Annotated in this window: 19 protein-coding genes; 9 read left to right on the top strand and 10 right to left on the bottom strand. The window is 70.7% G+C overall.

All coding sequences use genetic code 11. The annotated features are described in order from the left end of the window. Positions 1 to 24: 24 nt before the first annotated feature. Both F4554_RS05745 and F4554_RS05740 read right to left on the bottom strand, forming a co-directional pair. On the bottom strand, positions 25 to 1,974 hold the full coding sequence (locus F4554_RS05745) for an ABC transporter substrate-binding protein (RefSeq protein ID WP_179786413.1): 1,950 nt from the start codon (positions 1,972 to 1,974) through the stop codon (positions 25 to 27). 29 nt (positions 1,975 to 2,003) lie between these two features. Further along, complete coding sequence (locus tag F4554_RS05740; RefSeq protein ID WP_179786412.1) at positions 2,004 to 2,825, bottom strand: phytanoyl-CoA dioxygenase family protein; 822 nt, start codon at positions 2,823 to 2,825, stop codon at positions 2,004 to 2,006. Positions 2,826 to 3,080: 255 nt separating this feature from the next. On the opposite strand from F4554_RS05740, the gene F4554_RS05735 reads away from it, so the two are divergent. From F4554_RS05735 to F4554_RS05705, 7 genes are all read left to right on the top strand, one after another. Further along, positions 3,081 to 3,758: a MauE/DoxX family redox-associated membrane protein gene (locus tag F4554_RS05735; protein ID WP_179786411.1), complete on the top strand. Its 678-nt coding sequence runs from the start codon at positions 3,081 to 3,083 to the stop codon at positions 3,756 to 3,758. Beyond that, positions 3,758 to 4,321, top strand: coding sequence for a hypothetical protein (locus F4554_RS05730; RefSeq protein ID WP_179786410.1), 564 nt, complete (start codon positions 3,758 to 3,760; stop codon positions 4,319 to 4,321). The genes F4554_RS05735 and F4554_RS05730 overlap by 1 nt, the downstream gene beginning before the upstream one ends. Positions 4,322 to 4,328: 7 nt before the next feature. Beyond that, complete coding sequence (locus F4554_RS05725) at positions 4,329 to 4,559, top strand: hypothetical protein (protein WP_179786409.1); 231 nt, start codon at positions 4,329 to 4,331, stop codon at positions 4,557 to 4,559. 15 nt (positions 4,560 to 4,574) lie between these two features. After that, complete coding sequence (locus tag F4554_RS05720) at positions 4,575 to 5,135, top strand: hypothetical protein (protein ID WP_179786408.1); 561 nt, start codon at positions 4,575 to 4,577, stop codon at positions 5,133 to 5,135. Between the two features lie 91 nt (positions 5,136 to 5,226). Further along, on the top strand, positions 5,227 to 6,039 hold the full coding sequence (locus tag F4554_RS05715) for a hypothetical protein (RefSeq protein WP_179786407.1): 813 nt from the start codon (positions 5,227 to 5,229) through the stop codon (positions 6,037 to 6,039). Further along, positions 6,036 to 6,608, top strand: a complete 573-nt coding sequence (locus F4554_RS05710; protein ID WP_179786406.1) for a hypothetical protein — start codon at positions 6,036 to 6,038, stop codon at positions 6,606 to 6,608. The genes F4554_RS05715 and F4554_RS05710 overlap by 4 nt, the downstream gene beginning before the upstream one ends. A 33-nt stretch (positions 6,609 to 6,641) precedes the next feature. After that, positions 6,642 to 7,124 (top strand): MSMEG_6728 family protein, encoded by a 483-nt coding sequence (locus F4554_RS05705; protein ID WP_337795890.1) that lies wholly within the window; start codon positions 6,642 to 6,644, stop codon positions 7,122 to 7,124. Positions 7,125 to 7,157: 33 nt separating this feature from the next. Here F4554_RS05705 and F4554_RS05700 read toward each other — a convergent pair whose 3' ends face one another. Next, the gene (locus tag F4554_RS05700; protein WP_179786405.1) at positions 7,158 to 7,946 is read right to left on the bottom strand and encodes a TetR/AcrR family transcriptional regulator; all 789 of its coding nucleotides are present in this window, start codon (positions 7,944 to 7,946) and stop codon (positions 7,158 to 7,160) included. Between F4554_RS05700 and F4554_RS33495 the strand changes: the two genes are divergently transcribed. Further along, positions 7,945 to 8,733, top strand: coding sequence for a WhiB family transcriptional regulator (locus tag F4554_RS33495; protein WP_337795889.1), 789 nt, complete (start codon positions 7,945 to 7,947; stop codon positions 8,731 to 8,733). The genes F4554_RS05700 and F4554_RS33495 overlap by 2 nt on opposite strands. Here F4554_RS33495 and F4554_RS32940 read toward each other — a convergent pair. The 4 genes from F4554_RS32940 to F4554_RS05675 all read right to left on the bottom strand — a co-directional run bounded on the left by F4554_RS32940 (position 8,632) and on the right by F4554_RS05675 (position 13,469). Further along, positions 8,632 to 10,104 (bottom strand): glycoside hydrolase family 130 protein, encoded by a 1,473-nt coding sequence (locus F4554_RS32940; protein ID WP_179786404.1) that lies wholly within the window; start codon positions 10,102 to 10,104, stop codon positions 8,632 to 8,634. The two genes, F4554_RS33495 and F4554_RS32940, sit on opposite strands and share 102 nt — an antisense overlap. Then, positions 10,101 to 11,114 carry a glycosyltransferase gene (locus tag F4554_RS05685; protein ID WP_202889160.1) on the bottom strand — a complete coding sequence of 338 codons (1,014 nt, stop codon included), beginning with the start codon at positions 11,112 to 11,114 and terminating at the stop codon, positions 10,101 to 10,103. Before F4554_RS05685 ends, F4554_RS32940 begins: the two co-directional genes overlap by 4 nt. Further along, the gene (locus F4554_RS05680; protein ID WP_179786403.1) at positions 11,111 to 12,244 is read right to left on the bottom strand and encodes a glycosyltransferase; all 1,134 of its coding nucleotides are present in this window, start codon (positions 12,242 to 12,244) and stop codon (positions 11,111 to 11,113) included. Before F4554_RS05680 ends, F4554_RS05685 begins: the two co-directional genes overlap by 4 nt. A gap of 172 nt (positions 12,245 to 12,416) precedes the next feature. Then, positions 12,417 to 13,469: a glycosyltransferase family 4 protein gene (locus F4554_RS05675; protein WP_202889159.1), complete on the bottom strand. Its 1,053-nt coding sequence runs from the start codon at positions 13,467 to 13,469 to the stop codon at positions 12,417 to 12,419. A 355-nt stretch (positions 13,470 to 13,824) separates the two neighbouring features. On the opposite strand from F4554_RS05675, the gene F4554_RS05670 reads away from it, so the two are divergent. Next, a complete protein-coding gene (locus tag F4554_RS05670) occupies positions 13,825 to 14,412 on the top strand; it encodes a DinB family protein (RefSeq protein ID WP_179786402.1) in 588 nt (195 codons plus the stop codon). Positions 14,413 to 14,457: 45 nt separating this feature from the next. On the opposite strand, the gene F4554_RS05665 is transcribed toward F4554_RS05670, so the two are convergent. Genes F4554_RS05665 through F4554_RS05655 form a run of 3 tightly spaced genes read right to left on the bottom strand, consistent with a single transcriptional unit; the run spans position 14,458 to position 17,629 of the window. After that, positions 14,458 to 15,687, bottom strand: coding sequence for an enolase C-terminal domain-like protein (locus F4554_RS05665; RefSeq protein WP_179786401.1), 1,230 nt, complete (start codon positions 15,685 to 15,687; stop codon positions 14,458 to 14,460). Then, on the bottom strand, positions 15,684 to 16,592 hold the full coding sequence (locus tag F4554_RS05660) for an HpcH/HpaI aldolase family protein (RefSeq protein WP_179786400.1): 909 nt from the start codon (positions 16,590 to 16,592) through the stop codon (positions 15,684 to 15,686). The genes F4554_RS05665 and F4554_RS05660 overlap by 4 nt, the downstream gene beginning before the upstream one ends. Continuing rightward, the gene (locus F4554_RS05655) at positions 16,589 to 17,629 is read right to left on the bottom strand and encodes an NAD(P)-dependent oxidoreductase (protein ID WP_179786399.1); all 1,041 of its coding nucleotides are present in this window, start codon (positions 17,627 to 17,629) and stop codon (positions 16,589 to 16,591) included. The genes F4554_RS05660 and F4554_RS05655 overlap by 4 nt, the downstream gene beginning before the upstream one ends. Between the last annotated feature and the right edge of the window lie 23 nt (positions 17,630 to 17,652).

Here is a 17,652-nt window from a genome sequence, read left to right as displayed (position 1 = left end):
TCCCAGTAACCAGGGTGTCCCGGCTCAGCTCGGCTTTATGTAGTACTGGCAGGGGTTCGTGGGTGCGGGCGACATGTAGACCCAGGCGCCCTCGGTGGTGAACTTCGGCCAGTTGCCGATCTTGTTCGCCACCGTGCCGTAGCCGTTGGGCAGCGCCGCGATCCCGATGGCGTGGAAGCGCTGCTTGGCGATCTGCAGGATCTCCTTCATCAGCCGGGCCTGCTTTTCCATGTCCGACGTCGCGTTCACCTGGCGGTACAACGTCATCTGGCGCTGGACGTCGGCCGGCGGGCGTTCGCCGGTCTTGCCGTTCGTGTTGTACCAGTCCGCCCACTTCACCCCGAAGAACGAGTACGGGTTGAGCAACGGCAGGTAGTTGTAGGGGTTCAGCAGGACCACGCCGTCCAGGCCGCCCTCGCCTGCCCACACCGAGAAGTCGTGCTTGTTGGCCTGGCCGCGCTTGACCACGATCTCCGGGCTGCCGGTGTTGACGTGTGCGTCGATGCCGACCTTCTGCCAGAAGTTGACCACCAGCGCCAGCACGTCCGCCCAGGTCGGCACGATGGAGGCCACGTCGACGAGGAACGAGATGGGCTTGCCGTCCGGCCCCAGGCGTACTCCCCTGCCGTCCTTCTTGGGGTACTCCTTGTCCAGGATCTGGTTCGCCAACGCCACGTCGTACTCGGTGTACTGCTTGGCCATCTCCTTGTCGAGGTAGGTCGACTCCTTGCGCGGCGCCACCTGCCAGGGCTCGCCCTGTCGCTGGAACACCGCCTTGATGATCTGGTCCCGGTTGATGGCGTGCGACAGCCCGACCCGGAAGTTGCGGTTGTTGAAGATCTCCCGCTTGACCGGGTCGTCGTGGGTGAGGTTGGGGTAGATGCAGGCGACGTTCATCGCCTCGGGCACGACGTCGAAGAGCCGGAAGTGGCCCCGGTCGCGGTACTTCGCCACCACCGGCTTGTCCTTCAGATCGGGCGTGGACACGTCGATCTCGCCGTTGAGGGTCTTGAGCAGCGCGGCCTCGTCGTCACCCACCACCTGGTAGACGATCCGGTCGATGTAGGGCAGCTGGCTGCCCTGCGGGTCGACCTTCCAGTAGTACGGGTTGCGTTCCACCACCACCTGGGACTTCTGGTCGGAGGAGGTGGTGAGCACCCACGCGTACAACGTCGGCTTGTGCGGGTTGCGGCCGAAGCTCCAGGTGCCACCCACGTCCTGCAGGACGGTGATCCCGTCCTTGAAGCCGATCTTCTTGGCCTCGGTGGCGTGCTGCGGGTTGTACTTCGGGTGGAACTTCTCGAGGTAGTGGCGGGGGTAGTCGGTGAGCGCCGCACCGCGGCGGGTGGCGAGGTAGTTGACGAACGTTCCGTTGGGCTTGGTGAAGGTGACCTTGACGGTGTGGTCGTCCACCTTGGCGGCGTTCATGTCACCGAACGGCGGGACCGACGTGATCCGCTTGTCCATCAGGATGTCCTGGACCGCGAACACCACGTCGTCGGGCCCGAACGGCTTTCCGTCCGACCACCGCATGCCCTCACGCAGCACGAAGACGTACTCCGTGCTGTCGGCGTTCACCTTGTAGCTGGTGGCGATGTCCGGGATGATCTTCTTGAACGTCGGGTCCCAGCGGACGAGGTTCTCGTACCCCGCGAAGGAGTAGATGGTGGCGGCGTCGCCGTAGGCGTCACCCTTGATTCGCAGGTGCCAGTCGCCGCCGTACCTCCCGATGTCCTCGTTCGGCTTCACCACCAGGGGTTTGCTCGGCAACCTGTCCTTGACAGGCGGCAGCTTGCCGGCCTTGACCCTGGCCGCCAACGCGGGCGGCTCCTTGGTCTTCTTCCCCGAACCGGCGCCGGAGTCGCTGCCACTGGGTTTGGTGGACAGGAAGCTGCACGCGCTTCCGGTCACCGCGACCGTCACGGCGACACCACCCACCCGCAGGACGTCCCGTCGGGTCACCGCTCCTGTCATGTCCGCCTCCCATTGCTCCGTGCCGGCTTCTACCAGCGGTCCAGTCCCAGCAGCCGCCGGCCGAGGGAGGTGAGCTCCGCCGGCCGGCCGCGCGCCGCCTCGATCCCGCGCGGGTCACCGGGGAAGGCACGGTGATGCGCGAGCGGGCGGTTCTCCTGCCAGGCGGCGATGCGTGCCTGCCGCACCTGCTCGTCGTTGTCCCGTGCGGGGTTCATCGAGATGTACTGCGCGAGCCGGGGCCGGTCGGTGTGGTTGTCGCCGTTGCCGTGCGCCAGCAGCGTGGTCCAGATGACCATGTCACCGGCCCGCATCGGCACCTGCACCGGGGCGTGTTCGGTCAGGTCGGCCTCCCGGGACCGGCCGAACTTCTCCAGGTAGGCCGGGAGGTTCTGGTAGATGCTCGGAACGCACTGGAAGCCACCCATGTCCTCGGAGGTGTCGGCCAGTGCAAGCACGCCCTGCACCCCGAACGGGAGGTCGGGATACTGCTCCAGGTCGGTGTCCCAGTGCAGGAAACCGCGGTGGTGGTACTCGGGGTACTCAGGTACCGACGGTGGTTTGAGGTTCGTACGGTCGATGCTCACCCACAGCCGTTCGCTGCCGAAGATCTCGGCGAACACCTCGTGCACCCGCTCGTCCTGACGGGTGTCCCACATCGACTGGTAGTGATACATCTCCACCATGCCGGCCGGTCCAATCCGGTCCCGGGCGTACCACGTGTCCCGGTCGTTCGGGTCGGCGCCGGTGTGCCGCCAGATGTCGGCCACCACGGCGTCCACGTTCTTCCTCGGGACCACGCCGGGGACCACGACGTAACCCTGTTCGTCGATGCGGCGACGAAGTTTCGACATGCGTATCTCCTCGGCCGGAGCCACTGCCCGCGCAAGTTCGACTTCTGCCTAACAGGCGGGGTGGGGGCCGTCAAACAACTGGCCGCCCACGGTCAGCAATCAACCGACGCCGGACCCGTTTGGCCGCTGCGGTCGGGTTGGGAAACCAGCAGTTGGCAGTACGAGTGCCCGCGGGCGCACCGCGCACAAGCGGATTCGCGGCTGCCGACGGCCGGACACAAACCGACGGCCGGCCAGAACTACAGGGGGATTCGGGTGAGTGCTCTGCGGTCCGTCGCGGACCTGGTCTGCTCGGCTGTCGCCGTGTCCGGCGGCTTGCTCTTGTTGTGGGCCGGTCTCGGCCACGCCCGGACGTTCGACCGGCTACGGGCAACCCTCCTGGTTCACGGCCTGCTGCTCCGCCGAGGACACCGGGCCGGCGCGGCGGCACTGGTGGCGGTCGAGGTCGGCGTGGGCGGCGCCGTCGTCGGCGGTGCCCTGTCGTCGTTGCGCAGGACCTCGGCCATGCCGAGCAGGCTCGTGTTTCCCGCGATGGTCGGTGAAGCCCTTGTCTACGCAGGGTTTCTGACGTACCTGGCGGTGTTGCGGCGCACCCGTCCGGACGCACCGTGCGGTTGCCTGCGCGACGACGGTCCGGTCCGAGCCCCAGTCCTGGTCCGGGCCGGGTTCTTCGCCGCCGCGGCCGCGGCCGCGGCGGGCCTTTCCGCCGGTCCTGCTCCCTTCGTCGAAAGCCTGACCGGGACGACCCGGCTCGCGTCGGTGTCCGTGCTCGTCCCGGCACTCGTCCTCGCCGTGCTCACCGCCCTGGTACCCCCTTCGTTCGGTGCGACCACGGCGAGTCCGGCCGTGGCGCAGGCGGCCCCGGTCGGCGCGCACGCCGATCCCTCGTTCGTCCACCCGCCGGCTCGTACCACCTCGTTCCGGAGGCAGTGATGGAAGCTCTTGTCGGCGCGGTCGTCCTCGCCTGGTTGGCGTTGGTGCTCCTCGCCTTCGCCATGGCAGGCATCCTGCGCCAGCTGCGCGACCTACAGGCCGGCGTCGCGGCCGCGGGCGGCCTGGCTGCCACGGCGGACGGTGGAGTGCTCGGTGTGGGAACGATCCCGGACAAGCCCGAGACGCCGTTGTCGGTACGCCCACGAGACGACGCGGTGTGCTCCGTGGTCCTGCTCGTCGACGAGAACTGCCCGGTGTGCGCGGAGGTCGCGCCGCACTTCGACGACCTGGCGAACAGGTCCTCGGCGGCGGTGGACTTCGTGGTGCTCGCCCGGACACCGGTGGCGAAGTTCGCCGGACTCACCGGCGCGAGGTTTGTCGCGGACCCGACCGCCTGCCACCTGCTCGATCCGGGCTGGCGGCCGGCGATCGTGGTCCTGGACCGGGCCGGCGCCATGGTGACCCGGGAACCTGCCGGCTCTGCGAAGGTCGTCGGCGCGGTGGTCACCGACGCCGAGGCGCTGGCCGATGCCTCAACGTCGGCACCCACCCAGAACGGCTGACATCCCCATGTCGACCAGTGCCGACAGGGCAGGCAGGGCGGGCGCCGTCGGCGGGACCCGTTCACCCCGCGCGCGCCGGCGCCACACCCACCCGCTGGCGCCCGGCGCCGTGCTGGTCCTGGCTGCCCTGGTGGTGCCGGCGGTGACCTGGTGGTGGGCGTTCGCCACCGTCCCGGTCCTGCTCGCCTGGGTCGTGCTGGCGCTGGCCGCGGGGTACTCCATCTCGGGTTCGGTATGAAGCCACAACTCGGCGATGCTGGTCTCGTCGGTCTGGCGAGAACGTTCCCGGTGGTGGTTCAGCGCAGGCCTGCTGGCCGGCGGCCTCACGAGCGCGGTGGTGGCGGTGGCGCTCGGCCTGTTGGTGCGGCCGGTCGTACGACCCGTCCCGGCGGCGATCCTGGTCGCCGCGGTCGCCGTCCTGGTCGGCCTGAACGAGCTCGGCGTTCTGCGGCTTCGGCTGCCGCAGAACGGCCGGCAGGTTCCGGAGTCGATCGGGGACGACGGACCCCGCTACGGTGCCCTGCACTTCGGCTTCGAGATGGGCACCGGCGTACGCACGTACATGACCACGGGCCTTCCCCACGTGCTGGTGCTGGCCGTGGCGCTGTGCGCGACCTGGCCGCAGGGACTGGCCGCCGGGCTCGCGTTCGGCGCCGGGAGGGCCGCCATGGTGCTCGCCCGGTACGCCCATCGCGACGACGGCCACTGGGACGAACAGCTCACGGCGTACGACCGAACCCTGCGTCTGCTGCTGACCCTCGCCTGCTGCGGCGTCCTGGCCGTGGTCCTGCCGGCCGCCACCGGAACCGGCTGACCGCCTGACCGGCCACCACCCGACCGACCTCGCCACCACCCGACCACGACCACCCGACCGCCACCACCCGACCACGACGACAGGAGCCACGGTGGACGACGACCAGTACGCCGCCGCACGAACGCACTTCCGGGCCGCGGACGGCAGCCTGGTGACGTTGTGCGCACCCGGATACGACCTGACCGAGCCGTGGTCGGGGTCGGTCCGCATCACCACCAACCGGCCGTACGCGGGTACGCCGGAAGGCCTCGACCTGCGCCAGCTGCACCTCACCAGGGCCGGCAACTACGACCACGTCCTCGAACGCGTCATCGACGGGCACTGGAGCAACGTCGTACAGATGCAGGGCGGACAGTGCATGATCGGCCACAGCGACTCGGCCGACCAGGGACTCGCGGTGTGGCGGGGACCCTGGCACGAGGCGGCGACCTGGCTGCCGGATCCGAAGATGCCGGGCTCGCACGTACTCCGGTACTTCGCCGGGCTGGGCTTCCACGACAGCACGGACGGCCTGCGGGTGACCGCGACCCGGCCCGCGGTGCACACCGTCGGGGTGCTCGAGGTGAGCAAGCGGGTGCCCGGGGTCGGCCACCTCGACATCCGTCAACCCGCACTTGCCCACCGGCTGGTGCCGGTGTGGTCGGGCGCGCGGGTGACCACCGGTGAGGTCTGGGCCGAGGAGGTCTCGCCCGCGGAGAAGTCCTCGAACGGATCGGACAAGTCCGGGCTGCCGGACATGGTCGTCATCCACGCCACCCCGTCCACCGTCACCACCCTCGCCGGCGAACGCGACGACAAACACCTCTGCGACCGGCGGGTGGAGTTCCTGCACCGGGTCACCGAACTGTGCTGGGCACACGAGAGCGCCAGGACACGCGAGAGCAGGAAGAAGGCATCGTCATGACCGCGGCCATCCCCACCACGATCCCGAGCGCGAGCACGCCACCCGAGAACGCCACGCCGAGCGCGGTGCGCAAGCTGATCGAACGCGACCACATCAACCGCCGCAGCCTGCTCAAGGGCGTCCTGACCACGGGCATGGTGCTCGGCCTGAGCGCCCTCGACCTGCTGCCGGGGCGCAACCCGGCGCTGGCCGGACGGTACGGCGGTGCTCCGTGGGAGTACTGGAACAACTGCCACGACTACAGCACCAGCACCCGGCGGGCCGACTGGCGGTGGTGCAACCCCGACGCCGCGCGGGTGAGCGGGCGGTACTGCAAGACGAACATCAAGCGGCACCGGACCGCCGTCGACGGCAGGCGGCGCAACGGGTGCGAGTACGAGGACTACCGGATCGACTTCCGGTGCTGGAACCTCGCCGGCACCCAGGTCATCAACGCCTGGGTCTGGCGGCGCGGGCAGTCCGGCGGCAACCTGCCGAGCGTGATCTGCTCCGACGGCAAGACCTACGTCCTGAACGACTGCGGGCCGGACTACCACTACAAGTCCGCGTGCCGGGAGTACCTGGAGTAGCCGCCGGACCACCTGCCGAGGTTGGCCCGGGCGGTGTCGGGAAACACGCTGGGGATGCAGACGTTCCTGCCGTACGCCGACTTCGCCGCCTCCGCCCGGGTCCTCGACCAGCGCCGGCTGGGCAAGCAGCGGGTGGAGGCGCTGCAGGTGCTGCGCGGGCTCACCGTGCCCGACTACGGCTGGCGGCACCATCCGGTGGTGCGGATGTGGACCGGCTACCCCGAGGCGCTGGTGAGGTACGGGCTGGAGGTCTGCCGGGTGTGGACGGGCACCGGCCGGCAGGACACCTGCGCCGCCGGCCCGCGGGCCGACCTCGCCCAGTCGACCGGCCGTGAGGAGGTCAGAGAACAGCCCGTCCTCGCCGACGCCGGCGAACTGCCGCCGTGGCTGGGCGACCCGGACTTCCACCGCGGTCACCAGTCCGCGCTGGTCCGCAAGGACACCGAAAGGTACGCCGAGCTCTTCCCCGGCGTACCTCCCGATCTGCCCTACGTCTGGCCGAAGTCCGACCGCTGAGGCGGCGCGGCGACGCCGTTACACCGAACGCCGTCAGGTCCGGTCGCCGGCCAGCAGCCGCTCGATGCGGTCCAGCATGTCCTCCAGGGACAGCTCGAACTCCAGGTCGGTGTGGTCCTGCGACAGCCACGTCTCCAGCCGCTGGATGTAGGGATAATCGTCCAGCGGCACCGGGGAGGGCGGCGGGGAGTTGGCCACCTCGGTCAGTGACTCCTCGGCGACGGTGCGTCCGCTGATCGTGGACACCTCCAGCAGGAGGTAGCCGAGCAGGTAGCTGGTGAAGGCGCGGTAGGCCATCACGGCGTTCTCCATGGTGAACCCGCGGTCGACGAGGGTGGCCAGGAAGTCCTCGACGACGTCCAGGCTGCGCAGCGGCGGCCGCAGCCAGGGCGCGGCCGGGTGCCGGGTGGCGATCAGCGGGAACAGCTGCGGATGCTGGCGGGCAAGCCGGCGCACGGCGTGCGCGAGCCACTGGAGATATGCCTGCCAGCCCGGGCCGGCGAGGAGCTCCCGCCGGGCGCGGTCCACGTGCAGGCCGCCCACCATCCGGCGGACGATCTCCTCCAGCAGGTCCTCGCGGCCGTTCACGTAGCGGTAGAGCGACATCGCCTCCACGCCGAGGTGCTCGCCGAGGCGGCGCATGGTGAGCATCGCCAGCCCGTGCTCGTCGACGTACTCGATGGCGGCGGAGACGATCACCTCGCGGTTGAGCGCGCCGCGCCCGGACGTCGCGTGGTCCTGGGGTCGCGCTGACCCGGTTGGCCCGGCCGACCGTGTCGACCTGTCACCGCCTGGTGCTTGCGGTGTCCCGGGTGGGTTCATGGGTGACGCTCCTGTCTCGCCGCGGCGCCGGCCTGGGCATGTCCACACCCTGCGTACCACCTCATCGGCCGACGCAGCGTTTACGCAAGGCGGCTTACAACGTAAGGTTGGCTCCCACGGCGTGGCTTACACCGTAAGCCACCCGCGGGTATGTGTCAGAGGAGGAACGGCTCGAGCAAGGCGCGAGAACTGTGGGGGTGAGCGCGAAACGTACCGGCGCAAGTCGGACGAAGCAGCGGAATGGGGTTCTCGCATGACGCGACGGCGCGCCGCCGTCCCAGGTGGCCGAAGAAAGCCGATGCCCGCCCGGTCGCGGGCGTGGCATCTGGAGGCCGCCTGCGTCCGCGCACCTGACGGGGTGTTCTACGGTCCGGAGGGTGAGAAGCCGCCGGAGCGGCTGGCCCGCGAGACCCGCGCACTGGAGTTCTGCGCCGCCTGCCCGGTTCTCGAAGCCTGCCGCTCGCATGCGCTCGCGCTGCCGGAGACCTATGGCGTGTGGGGTGGCACCACCGAGGCCAACCGGAACGCCGTCCGCCGCGGGCGGATCACCGCATCGGCCCTGCCGGCGCCCGGACCCGCGCGGGTGACGGTCCCGACGTCGTCACTGCCCGCATCCGGGTCTGCGCCCGTGACGGTCCAGGAGTCACTGTCCGCACCCGGGTCTGCGCCCGTGACGGTCCAGGAGTCACTGGCCCATCGCGGCGAGCAGAGTGCCGACGTCGACGGTGGCGAAGCCGACCCGGGTGTCGCTTGCGCCGTAGGGCAGCCAAAGAGTTCCGGCGTGTAGCACGCCGCCGCAGGAGTAGACGACATTCGGCACGTACCCCTCGCTCTCCTCGTCCTGGGGCGCGAGCAGCACTCCCGGCAACTGTGCGATCACCCGCTCGGGCCGGTGCAGGTCGAGCAGCAGCGCGCCGATGGCGTACCTCCGCATCGGCCCCACCCCGTGGGTGAGCACCAGCCAGCCCGCCTCCGTCTCCAGCGGTGAGCCGCAGTTGCCGACCTGGGTGAGCTCCCAGCCGAGGCGCGGCACATGCAGGGGCACCGGCTGCTGCCAGCGGTTCTGCCGGTCCAGCGCGCTCAGCCCGATGGTCTCCCCGTCGGAGCGGCACAGCGCGAAGTGGCGGCCACCGACAGTACGCGGAAACAACGCCATCCCCTTGTTGCGCGCGGCCGGCCCACGCACGGGGGTCACCTCGAAGTTGCGCAGGTCCGCCGTGCTCAGCATGCGCACACTGATGTGCCTGCCGTCGTACGTCGTGTAGGTCGCGTGGTAGGCGGCCGCGCCGTCGTCGGCCACGAACCGCACGAACCGCGCGTCCTCCATGCCGTTGCTCTCGGTGGCGGTCAGCGGCCACAGCACGCGCTGGCTCAGCGGCACCTCCTCGGGAAAGGTGACGGCGTAGCTGGCCGAGGCGGCCCACCGGAGCCGGTCCACCGCGGCCGCCTCCTCCTCGTCGGCCAGGAGGTCCGGGGACAGGTGGGACAGCGCGCGGTCGAAGTCCTCGTCGTCGAACACCTCGGGCAGGGAGGCGAGGACGGCCGCGGACACCTTGTCGTTCCAGCCGTCCTCCTCCAGCCCGGAGGCGAACAGGTCCCGCCGGTGCCGGGTGCCGGCGCGCCGGCCGGCCAGCAGCGGGCCGCGCCGGTCGGCCACGTCGAGCCGACCGCGACCGGGGTCGAGCACCCCGGTCGCGAACCCGATCGAGGACAGGTGACCCTCGCCGATCTGGCGCAGGCTGATCGCCACCCGCAACTGCCCGGCAGAAAGGCCGGACTGGTCCGGGTGGGGCACCATCGACGGGTTGCACAGCGCCGCCGCCTCGACGGCGTACTCCTGACTGCAGTACGCACCGACCAGCAGCCGCGCCGTCGGTGACAGCTCGGCGTGCCGGTCGATGCGCGGGCGTACGAGGTCGTAGTGGTGCAGGAACGTCATCTCCAGGTCGTGGTGACGTCCCCCGAAGTGCAGCAGCGTCTGCTGCAGCAGCAGACCCGTCTCCTCGTCGTCGAGGTGGACGACCCGCTCGACCAGCGCGGAGATCCGGGCGCGGACGAGGTCGTCGTCCTCCCCCGGAACGAACGGCCGGATGATCACCCGGCGAGAGTTCGGGGCCAGCACCAGGTCCAGCCGGGAGGCCAGGCCCGGTGCCGTCACGACAGGCGCCTGGCGTGCTGCAGGGTGGACACGAGCGCGAGGGTGGACTCCGCGCCCTGGTTGGGGTTGGGGCCGGTCGGTGTCAGGCCGTCGTAGCTGCCGCCGGTGGTGGAGTCCCACATGGGAGTGCCCAGGTCGTTGTCGCCGAGGAACCACGCCACCGCCTGGCTGATGCCGTCGTCCCAGGCCGGGTCGCCGGTCGCGTCGGCCGCGGTGGCGCAGGCGTCGGCGAAACTCGCCACCTCGATCGGCTGCTGGTCGTGGCGGTTCCTGGGCCCGTTGCGCCGGTATCCGCCGACCGCGATCACCGACAGCCGGTCGCCGGTGCGCTGCACGTCGTGCAGCCAGCCGAGCATGCGCAGCCCCGACTCGAGCACCCGATGGTCACCGCCCAGCTTGCCGGCGGCGATGACCACCTCGGCCAGCGAGGCGTTGGCGTAGGTGAGGTGCTCCTGCGGCCACGGCCAGTCGGCGTCCTCGCCCGGCCCGCCGACGGCCCTGGCCGCGTCCGCGAGCAGCGCCGCCGCACCCTTGTGGTCGGGGTGGGCACGGAGCACCTCGGCCGCGCCGAGTCCGGCGAACGCCATCGCGCGCACGGCCCAGGACCGCTTGGTCGCCCCCAGGTCGAAGGCGATCATGGCCTCCTTGCGGATCCAGGGAGCGGGGTTGCGGGCCGCGGCGGTGCCGAGGCCCCACAACGCCCGCCCCCACCAGTCACCGAGGGCCGGTCGGTCGCTCCACCGCCGGTCGTGGCCCAGCCGGTTGCGGAACGCGCCGGTGTGGTCCTGGGCGTGGGTGAGGAACGTGAGGTAGATCTCCGCCAGCCGGACCACCTCCTCCGACGGGTCCGGTTCGCGGCTGGTGACGACGAGCCCGCGGGACACGTCGTCGGTGCAGTAGCCGTGCTCACGGCGCACGATGGCGTTGCGGGAGTGCTCGAACAGCCCGGTGTCGTCCGACATCCGGATGACGTGGCTGAACGACGGCGCGGGCGCGATCACGGGGGTCACGACGGCAGCGCCGCCGCGGTGTAACGCCGCGCGGCCAGGAGACGGTTGGCAAGGGCGTCGTACCGCTCGGCCACCGCCGGCCAGCTCGGCGTCGAGGCGGTGCTCGCGCCGACCATCCCGCCGGCCAGTCCGGGCTCGGTGAGGATCCGCCGGACCGCCGCGGCCAGTGCGAACGGGTCCTGGTGCGGAACCACCAGGCCGGAGCCGTCCGCGAGCAGCTCCACCGCATGCGGGAAGCTGGTCGCCACTACGGGGATGCCCGCCGCGACCGCCTCGATGAGCACGCCCGAGGTGACCTGCTCGCGGGAGTCGTACGGCAGCACCACCACGTCTGCGGACCGGATCAGCCGGTTCAGCGACTCGGTGTCGCGGTAGATCGCGTCGTACGTCACGAAGTCGGCCACGCCGAGCTCCACGCCGAGCCGCTGCAGCCCGCGGCGGTAGGCCTCGCCGTCGCGTTCCAGGATCTTCGGGTGGGTGCGGCCGGCCACGGTGTACGTCGGCCGGGGGTCGAGGTCGCGCAGGTGCGGGAGCGAGCGCAGCGCCCACTCGATGCCCTTGCCGGGGCCGAGCAGCCCCCAGGTGAGCAGGTGCGGTGCCGTGCGGGCCTCGGTCGGCCGGGTGACGTACTCGGGGGCGCCGTGCGGGATGACCGTCACCTTCGCGGGGTCCACGGCGTAGCCCGCCACCAGCCGGTCGCGCGCGGCCTGGGTCATGGTGACCACCGCGTCGGCCATCGCGCCGATCTGCTCGAGCAGGATCCGCTGCCGGAAGCTCGGGTTGGTCAGGACGCTGTGCAGCACCACGATGCTCGGAACCCGCAGTCGCCGCAGCAGCGGCAGGACGTCCTGACCGTCGGGCCCGGGGTAGATGCCGTACTCGTGCTGGATCACCGCCACGTCGAACTGGTTCAGCGCCGAGGCGGCGCCCAGCCAGCCGGTGGCGTGGGCGGCCGACCAGGTGTGTACGACACCCGGAGAGGAGCGACGGTCGTCACCCTCCGTGAGAACGCGGACGATCCCACCGCCGACGCCGCCCGCGGTGAGCTGGGCGGCGAGTGAGCAGTTGAAGGTCGCGAGACCGCACTGCGTCGGGGGGTGGGTACTGAGGAAACCAAAGCTGGTAGCCATACCGTGCCTTCTGCTCATGCGCCCGGGCGGCAATTACTGCCACACGGGGGAAGGCGCCAGCCGGCCGGGCTTTCCGAGGCCAACAAAAACGGATTCAGCGGGGCGCCTTCCTACGAAATCGGCCTCCGCGAACCTGCACCGGACCCGGTCGGGTCTCTTCGGCGCCCTGAATTTACCAAGGGCTCAACTCGGTTGAGGCGATATCGCGGTAGACACGCAGGTATTCGTCGACCATCCGGTCCACTCCGAAGCGTTCTTCCACGTGTTTGCGGCACGCGGCCCGGTCCAGCGCGCCGGCCACGCCCACCGCCCGGACGGCCTCCTCGACGGTGTGCACCAGAAACCCGGTCACCCCGTCGTCGACGACCTCCGGCATCGAGCCCCGCCGGAACGCCACCACAGGAGTTCCGCAGGCCATCGCCTCCACGACCGACAGCCCGAACGGCTCGTCGAACGAGATCGGATGCAGCAGCGCGAGGCTGTTTCCGAGGATCTCCGCCCGGTCCGCGGGGCCCACCGAACCGAGGTAGCGCACGCGGTCCCCGTCGATGTGCGGGCGCACGCGTTCGATGAAATAACTCTCATCCTGAACAATCCCGCAGATCGTCAACGGCAGGTTGGCACGGCGGGCGATGTCGATCGCCTCGGCGGTTCCCTTGTCCGGATGGATCCTGCCGAACGCGACCAGGCCGGTGCCGCCTTCTGGTGCGTACGGGAGTTCGGTCAGGTCGATGCCGTGGTGGATGGTGGCGACATAGTCGAGTTCGGGCGCGCGGTCGGCGTCGGAGATCGAGACGTACGACGAACGGGCGCGGGCATAGGCGGGCAGGATCCCCTTGCCGGAGAAGCCGTGCACTGTGGTGAGCAGCGGCGCCCGGCAGTGTGCGGAGAACGCCAGTGGCAACCAGTCCAGATGGCTGTGCACCAGGTCGAACTCCCCCGAACGCTCCAAGGCGTACGCGATGTGCATCGCCTCCCACACCCGGCCGTCGAGACCGGGATCCTCGGCGTATCCGTTCGGGCAGATCCCGTCCAAGGTGGCGCCCGTGTGCGAGTCGAGCGTGGCGAACAACGTGACGTCGAGTCCGCGGGCGACCAGCCCTTCGGTGAGCAGGCTGGTGACGAGTTCCCAGGGTCCGTAATGACGTGGCGGTGTTCGCCACGCGACGGGCCCGAGAACGGCGACCTTCATCGGGCGTTGGTGAAGGAGACGCTGAAGAGGCATAGCGGACAGGATAGGTTCGCGGCCGTCGCCGATCGCGGAATTGCCGTGTGCGTCGAGCGGCTTTCCCGGGTGCGCGGCAAGGCCCCGAGACTGGGTCGGCAAAAGCCGCGACAGGGCCCGACAATCACACCGAAAATTCTGGCTAACTGGATTGAGCATCGGTTGTGCCGGGCAGAAACAGTGGTTCGGATGCTCCACCACGGTCGGCGTGAGACCGCCCGAAAGCGGTGACACTCTGTGATGTCGATCAGCTCGGTGGTCCTGGTCCGGAGAAGTTTCCGACGTCCGGTATTGAGGCCAGGAAGTGGCCGGTAGGGCTCCTACCTTGGGATCAACGCCTCCGGAAAGGAACACCATGAGCAACTCGGCCTCGAACCAGTTCACGTCCACCGCCGCGTCCGTCTCCGAGTCCGCCGCCGCATCCGCCGCCGCGTCGGCCGCCTCCACCACCGGCGAGCGGGCAGACCTGCTGGCCGCCCTCGCCCACGCGCGGTTCTTCCTGCGCCACACCACCCGCGACCTCACCGACGAGCAGGCCGCCATGCGAACCACCGCGAGCGAGCTGTGCTTGGGCGGCCTGATCAAGCACGTCGCGTCGGTGGAGGAGAACTGGGCGCGGTTCATCGTCGAAGGCCCGGCGAGCATGGAGTACAGCGAGGAGGTCCTGGCGAGCTGGGCGGAGGAGTTCCGGTTGCTCCCGGGCGAGACGCTCGCCGGCGTGCTCGACCACTACGCCGAGGTCGCCCGCCGCACCGACGAGCTCATCTCGTCGCTGCCCGACCTGGACGCGTCGCATCCGCTGCCGGAGGCGCCGTGGTTCGAGCCCGGCGCCCGGTGGTCCACTCGTCGGGTCGTCCTGCACATGATCGCCGAGACCACCCAGCACTCGGGCCACGCCGACATCATCCGGGAGTCCCTGGACGGCGCGAAGACGATGGGCTGACCGGGCCCACGCCCACTCCCGGGGCAAGGCCGGCTTGACGGCTGGTCAGTCGAACAGCCCGCGCACCAGTCGGTGCAGGTCGGCCTTGCCCTCGATCCCCACCCCCGGACGGTCTCCGGGCCGGACCCGCCCGCCGGCCACCGGCGCGTCGTCGGCGAATCCGCCGAACGGCTCGAAGACCCGCGGGTACGACTCGCACCCGCCGAGTCCGAAAGCCGCTGCCACGGCGAGGTTGTACAGGTGGCCGCCGTGCGGCACGCAGCGTGCCGGCGACCACCCGGCACCGTCCAGACAGGCGAGCATCGCGGCGTACTCCGGCACTCCGTAGCTCAGCGACGGGTCCATCTGCACTACGTCCCGGTCCGCGCGCAGGCCGGCGTGGCGGACGAGGTTGCGCACCTCTGGTTCGGCGAACAGGTTCTCGCCGGTGGCCAGCGGCCAGGGACAGGCCTCGGCGAGCACCGCGTGGCCGAGGTAGTCCAGGGGGTCCAGCGGCTCCTCGTACCACCTCAGGTCGTACACCGACAGCGCATCGGCGTACGCCAGGGCTGTCGGCAGGTCGAACCGCCCGTTGGCGTCGACGGCCAGCCGGCAGCCGCCGGGCAACAGGTCGAGCACCGCCTCGACGCGTTCGACGTCCTGGGCGAGCGAGACGCCGCCGATCTTGATCTTGACGTCGCGGTAGCCGAGGTCGAGGTAGCCGCGGATCTCCTCCCGCAGGGAGCCGACCGTGCCGTCGGGGTAGTAGTAGCCGCCGGCGGCGTAGACCCAGACCGAGTCCTCCTGCGGTGCGGACTCCGGCGCGGACTCCGGCGCGGACTCCGGCGCGGACTCCGGTGCGGACTCGGGGGCGGACCGGCCGAGGCGGGTCCGCAGCAACCGGTGCAGCGGCTGGCCGGCCGCCTTCGCCGCGGCGTCCCACAGCGCCATGTCCAGGATGCCGACGGCGACGGCCCGGTCGCCGTGCCCGCCGGGCTTCTCGTTCGTCCGCATCACCGCGTTCGCGGTGATCGGGTCCAGCAATCCGGTCTCGGGGTCGACCAGCCGCTCGGGCTGGCACGCGCGCAGGCGCGGGAGCAGTCGGCCGGTGAGGATTCCGGTCTGGGCGTAGCGGCCGTTGGAGTTGAAGCCGTAGCCGACGACGCGCTCGCCGTCGACCACCCGGTCGGTCTCCACCGCCACCACCGAGACGGTCATCGCGGAGAAGTCGATGACCGCGTTGGCGAACCCCGAACCGATCGGCGCCTCGGCGACGCGGACGTCGGTGATCCTCACTTCGCAGCCTCAGTTGGCTTCTGGCCGTTACGAGCGCCTGCCGCAAGGCCGGCTTGCGCCTTCCCCCGTACGTCGCTGATCCCGGCCCGGAGCGCGTCCTGGTAGATCCACAGGTCGCCGCTGTAGGCGAACATCGAGAAGCCGCGTTCGGCCAGCGTCGCCGCCTCGGCAGGGGTTCCGGCCATGAAGCCGGCAACCTTGCCGTGCGTACGCGCGGCCGTCGCGACCCGGTCCAGCGCGGCCAGGTAGTCCGGGTGGTCGAACTCGCCCGGGATGCCCATGCTGGTGGTCAGGTCGTACTGCCCGACCCACAGCACGTCCACGCCCTCGACCGCGGCGATCTCCTCCACGGCGGCCAGCCCGGCGGCGGTCTCGATCTGTGTCAACACGAGGTTGTCGGCGTTGGACCTGCGCATGTAGGCGGCACCGTCACCGCGTACGTAGTCGTCGTGGGCCAGGCCGAACGCCGCACCGCGCAGGCCGGCCGGCGGGTACTTCGCCCACGCCACGATGGTGCTCGCCTGCTCGGCCGACTCCACCATCGGGACCATCACCCCACGGGCGCCGACGTCCAGCGCCCGGGAGATCTCCGAGCGGTTGGTGGTGGGCACCCGGACGTAGCTGTCGGCGCCGGTGCCCCGCGTGGTCGCCACCAGCCGGCCGATGGTCTCCCACGTCCAGCCGGTGTGCTCGGTGTCGTAGATGACGAACGACGCGCCGGCGCCGGCCGCCAGCCGGCCGACGCCCGCGGTGGCGAACTCGAACACGAACGTGCCCACGACGAGCTCGCCCGCACGAATCGCCTGATGTACGGCGGTCTCGGGCTGCCCGGGGTGGCCGGAGTGCTCGGAGTGCTCGGAGTGCTCGGAGTGCCCAGGGTGCTGCGGGTGGTCGGGCTGGCTCATCGGTCGGCTCCTTCGCTCGGGGCGGGCGGCGCCCACGCCTCCGGGTTGACCACGTGGGTGGGACGGCGCCCGGCGGCCACGTCGAGGATCGCCTGCACCGCGCTGCGGCCGTTGCCGAGCGCGAGTTCGTCGGTCCAGGCGATCGCGTGCGGTGCCAGCAGGACGTTGTCCAGGAGGAGCAGCGGGTCGTCGGGCGAGGGTGGTTCGGGGTCGAACACGTCCAGCGCCGCGCCGGCGATCCTCCGTTCGGTGAGCGCCCGCGTCAACGCCTGCTGGTCGACGACCGGCCCGCGGGCGACGTTGACCAGGAACGCCGACGGCTTCATCACGGCCAGCCGTTCGGCGTCGATCAGGCCGCGCGTCTGCGGCGTCAGGGCGCAGGTGAGGACCACGAAGTCGGAGTGGGCCAGCAGCTCGTCCAGGTCGACGAGTTCGACGCCGGCCCGTGCCGCGGCCGAGGCGTCGGCGTACGGGTCCGCGGCGAGCCGGCGCATGCCCAGCGGGGCGCAGACCCGGGACACCTCCTGGCCGATGTTGCCCCAGCCGACCACGCCGAGGGTGCGGCCGGTGACGCCGACCCCGAGGTGGTCGAGCTTGTCCTGCCAGCGCCCGGTGCGCACCAGTTGGTCCTTGACCCGGACCCGATGGGTCAACGCCAGCAGGAGAGCGAGCGCGGAGACGGCCACGGGACGACGCACTCCGTCGGGGGTGATGGTGACCACGACGCCCGCGTCGGTGCACGCGGCCACGTCCACGTTGTCGTAGCCGACGCCGAACCGCGCCACGATCCGCAGCCGGTCGGCGCGGGTCAGCGACGCGGCACTCACCCGCGGGGTGAGCACCAGCAGGCCGTCGTACGCCGCGACGACCTCGGCCGGGAGCTCGTCGAGCCCATGCCGCTCGCCGCACGGGTCGGCCGGCAGGAACTCCCACTCCACTCCGGGCACCTGTTCCAGCGCCGACAGTCCGATGTCACCCCAGCCGATGCTCCCGTCGGGTGCACGGAAGTCGCGGGTGACTCCGACGCGGAAGGTCATCGCCCGTCCCCCTCTCCGTGCTC

It is taken from the genome of Actinopolymorpha rutila (assembly GCF_013407855.1).
Classification (GTDB): Bacteria; Actinomycetota; Actinomycetes; order Propionibacteriales; family Actinopolymorphaceae; genus Actinopolymorpha; species Actinopolymorpha rutila.
This window is presented reverse-complemented; position numbering and strand designations above follow the sequence as displayed.

Coding starts and splice junctions, on each gene's coding strand:
- F4554_RS05660 (WP_179786400.1), bottom strand. CDS start 16,592: ATGAGCCAGCCCGACCACCCGCAGCACCCTGGGCACTCCGAGCACTCC.
- F4554_RS05740 (WP_179786412.1), bottom strand. CDS start 2,825: ATGTCGAAACTTCGTCGCCGCATCGACGAACAGGGTTACGTCGTGGTC.
- F4554_RS05730 (WP_179786410.1), top strand. CDS start 3,758: ATGGAAGCTCTTGTCGGCGCGGTCGTCCTCGCCTGGTTGGCGTTGGTG.
- F4554_RS05700 (WP_179786405.1), bottom strand. CDS start 7,946: ATGAACCCACCCGGGACACCGCAAGCACCAGGCGGTGACAGGTCGACA.
- F4554_RS05655 (WP_179786399.1), bottom strand. CDS start 17,629: ATGACCTTCCGCGTCGGAGTCACCCGCGACTTCCGTGCACCCGACGGG.
- F4554_RS05710 (WP_179786406.1), top strand. CDS start 6,036: ATGACCGCGGCCATCCCCACCACGATCCCGAGCGCGAGCACGCCACCC.
- F4554_RS05675 (WP_202889159.1), bottom strand. CDS start 13,469: ATGCCTCTTCAGCGTCTCCTTCACCAACGCCCGATGAAGGTCGCCGTT.
- F4554_RS33495 (WP_337795889.1), top strand. CDS start 7,945: ATGGGTGACGCTCCTGTCTCGCCGCGGCGCCGGCCTGGGCATGTCCAC.
- F4554_RS05745 (WP_179786413.1), bottom strand. CDS start 1,974: ATGACAGGAGCGGTGACCCGACGGGACGTCCTGCGGGTGGGTGGTGTC.
- F4554_RS05670 (WP_179786402.1), top strand. CDS start 13,825: ATGAGCAACTCGGCCTCGAACCAGTTCACGTCCACCGCCGCGTCCGTC.
- F4554_RS05720 (WP_179786408.1), top strand. CDS start 4,575: ATGCTGGTCTCGTCGGTCTGGCGAGAACGTTCCCGGTGGTGGTTCAGC.
- F4554_RS05680 (WP_179786403.1), bottom strand. CDS start 12,244: ATGGCTACCAGCTTTGGTTTCCTCAGTACCCACCCCCCGACGCAGTGC.
- F4554_RS05725 (WP_179786409.1), top strand. CDS start 4,329: ATGTCGACCAGTGCCGACAGGGCAGGCAGGGCGGGCGCCGTCGGCGGG.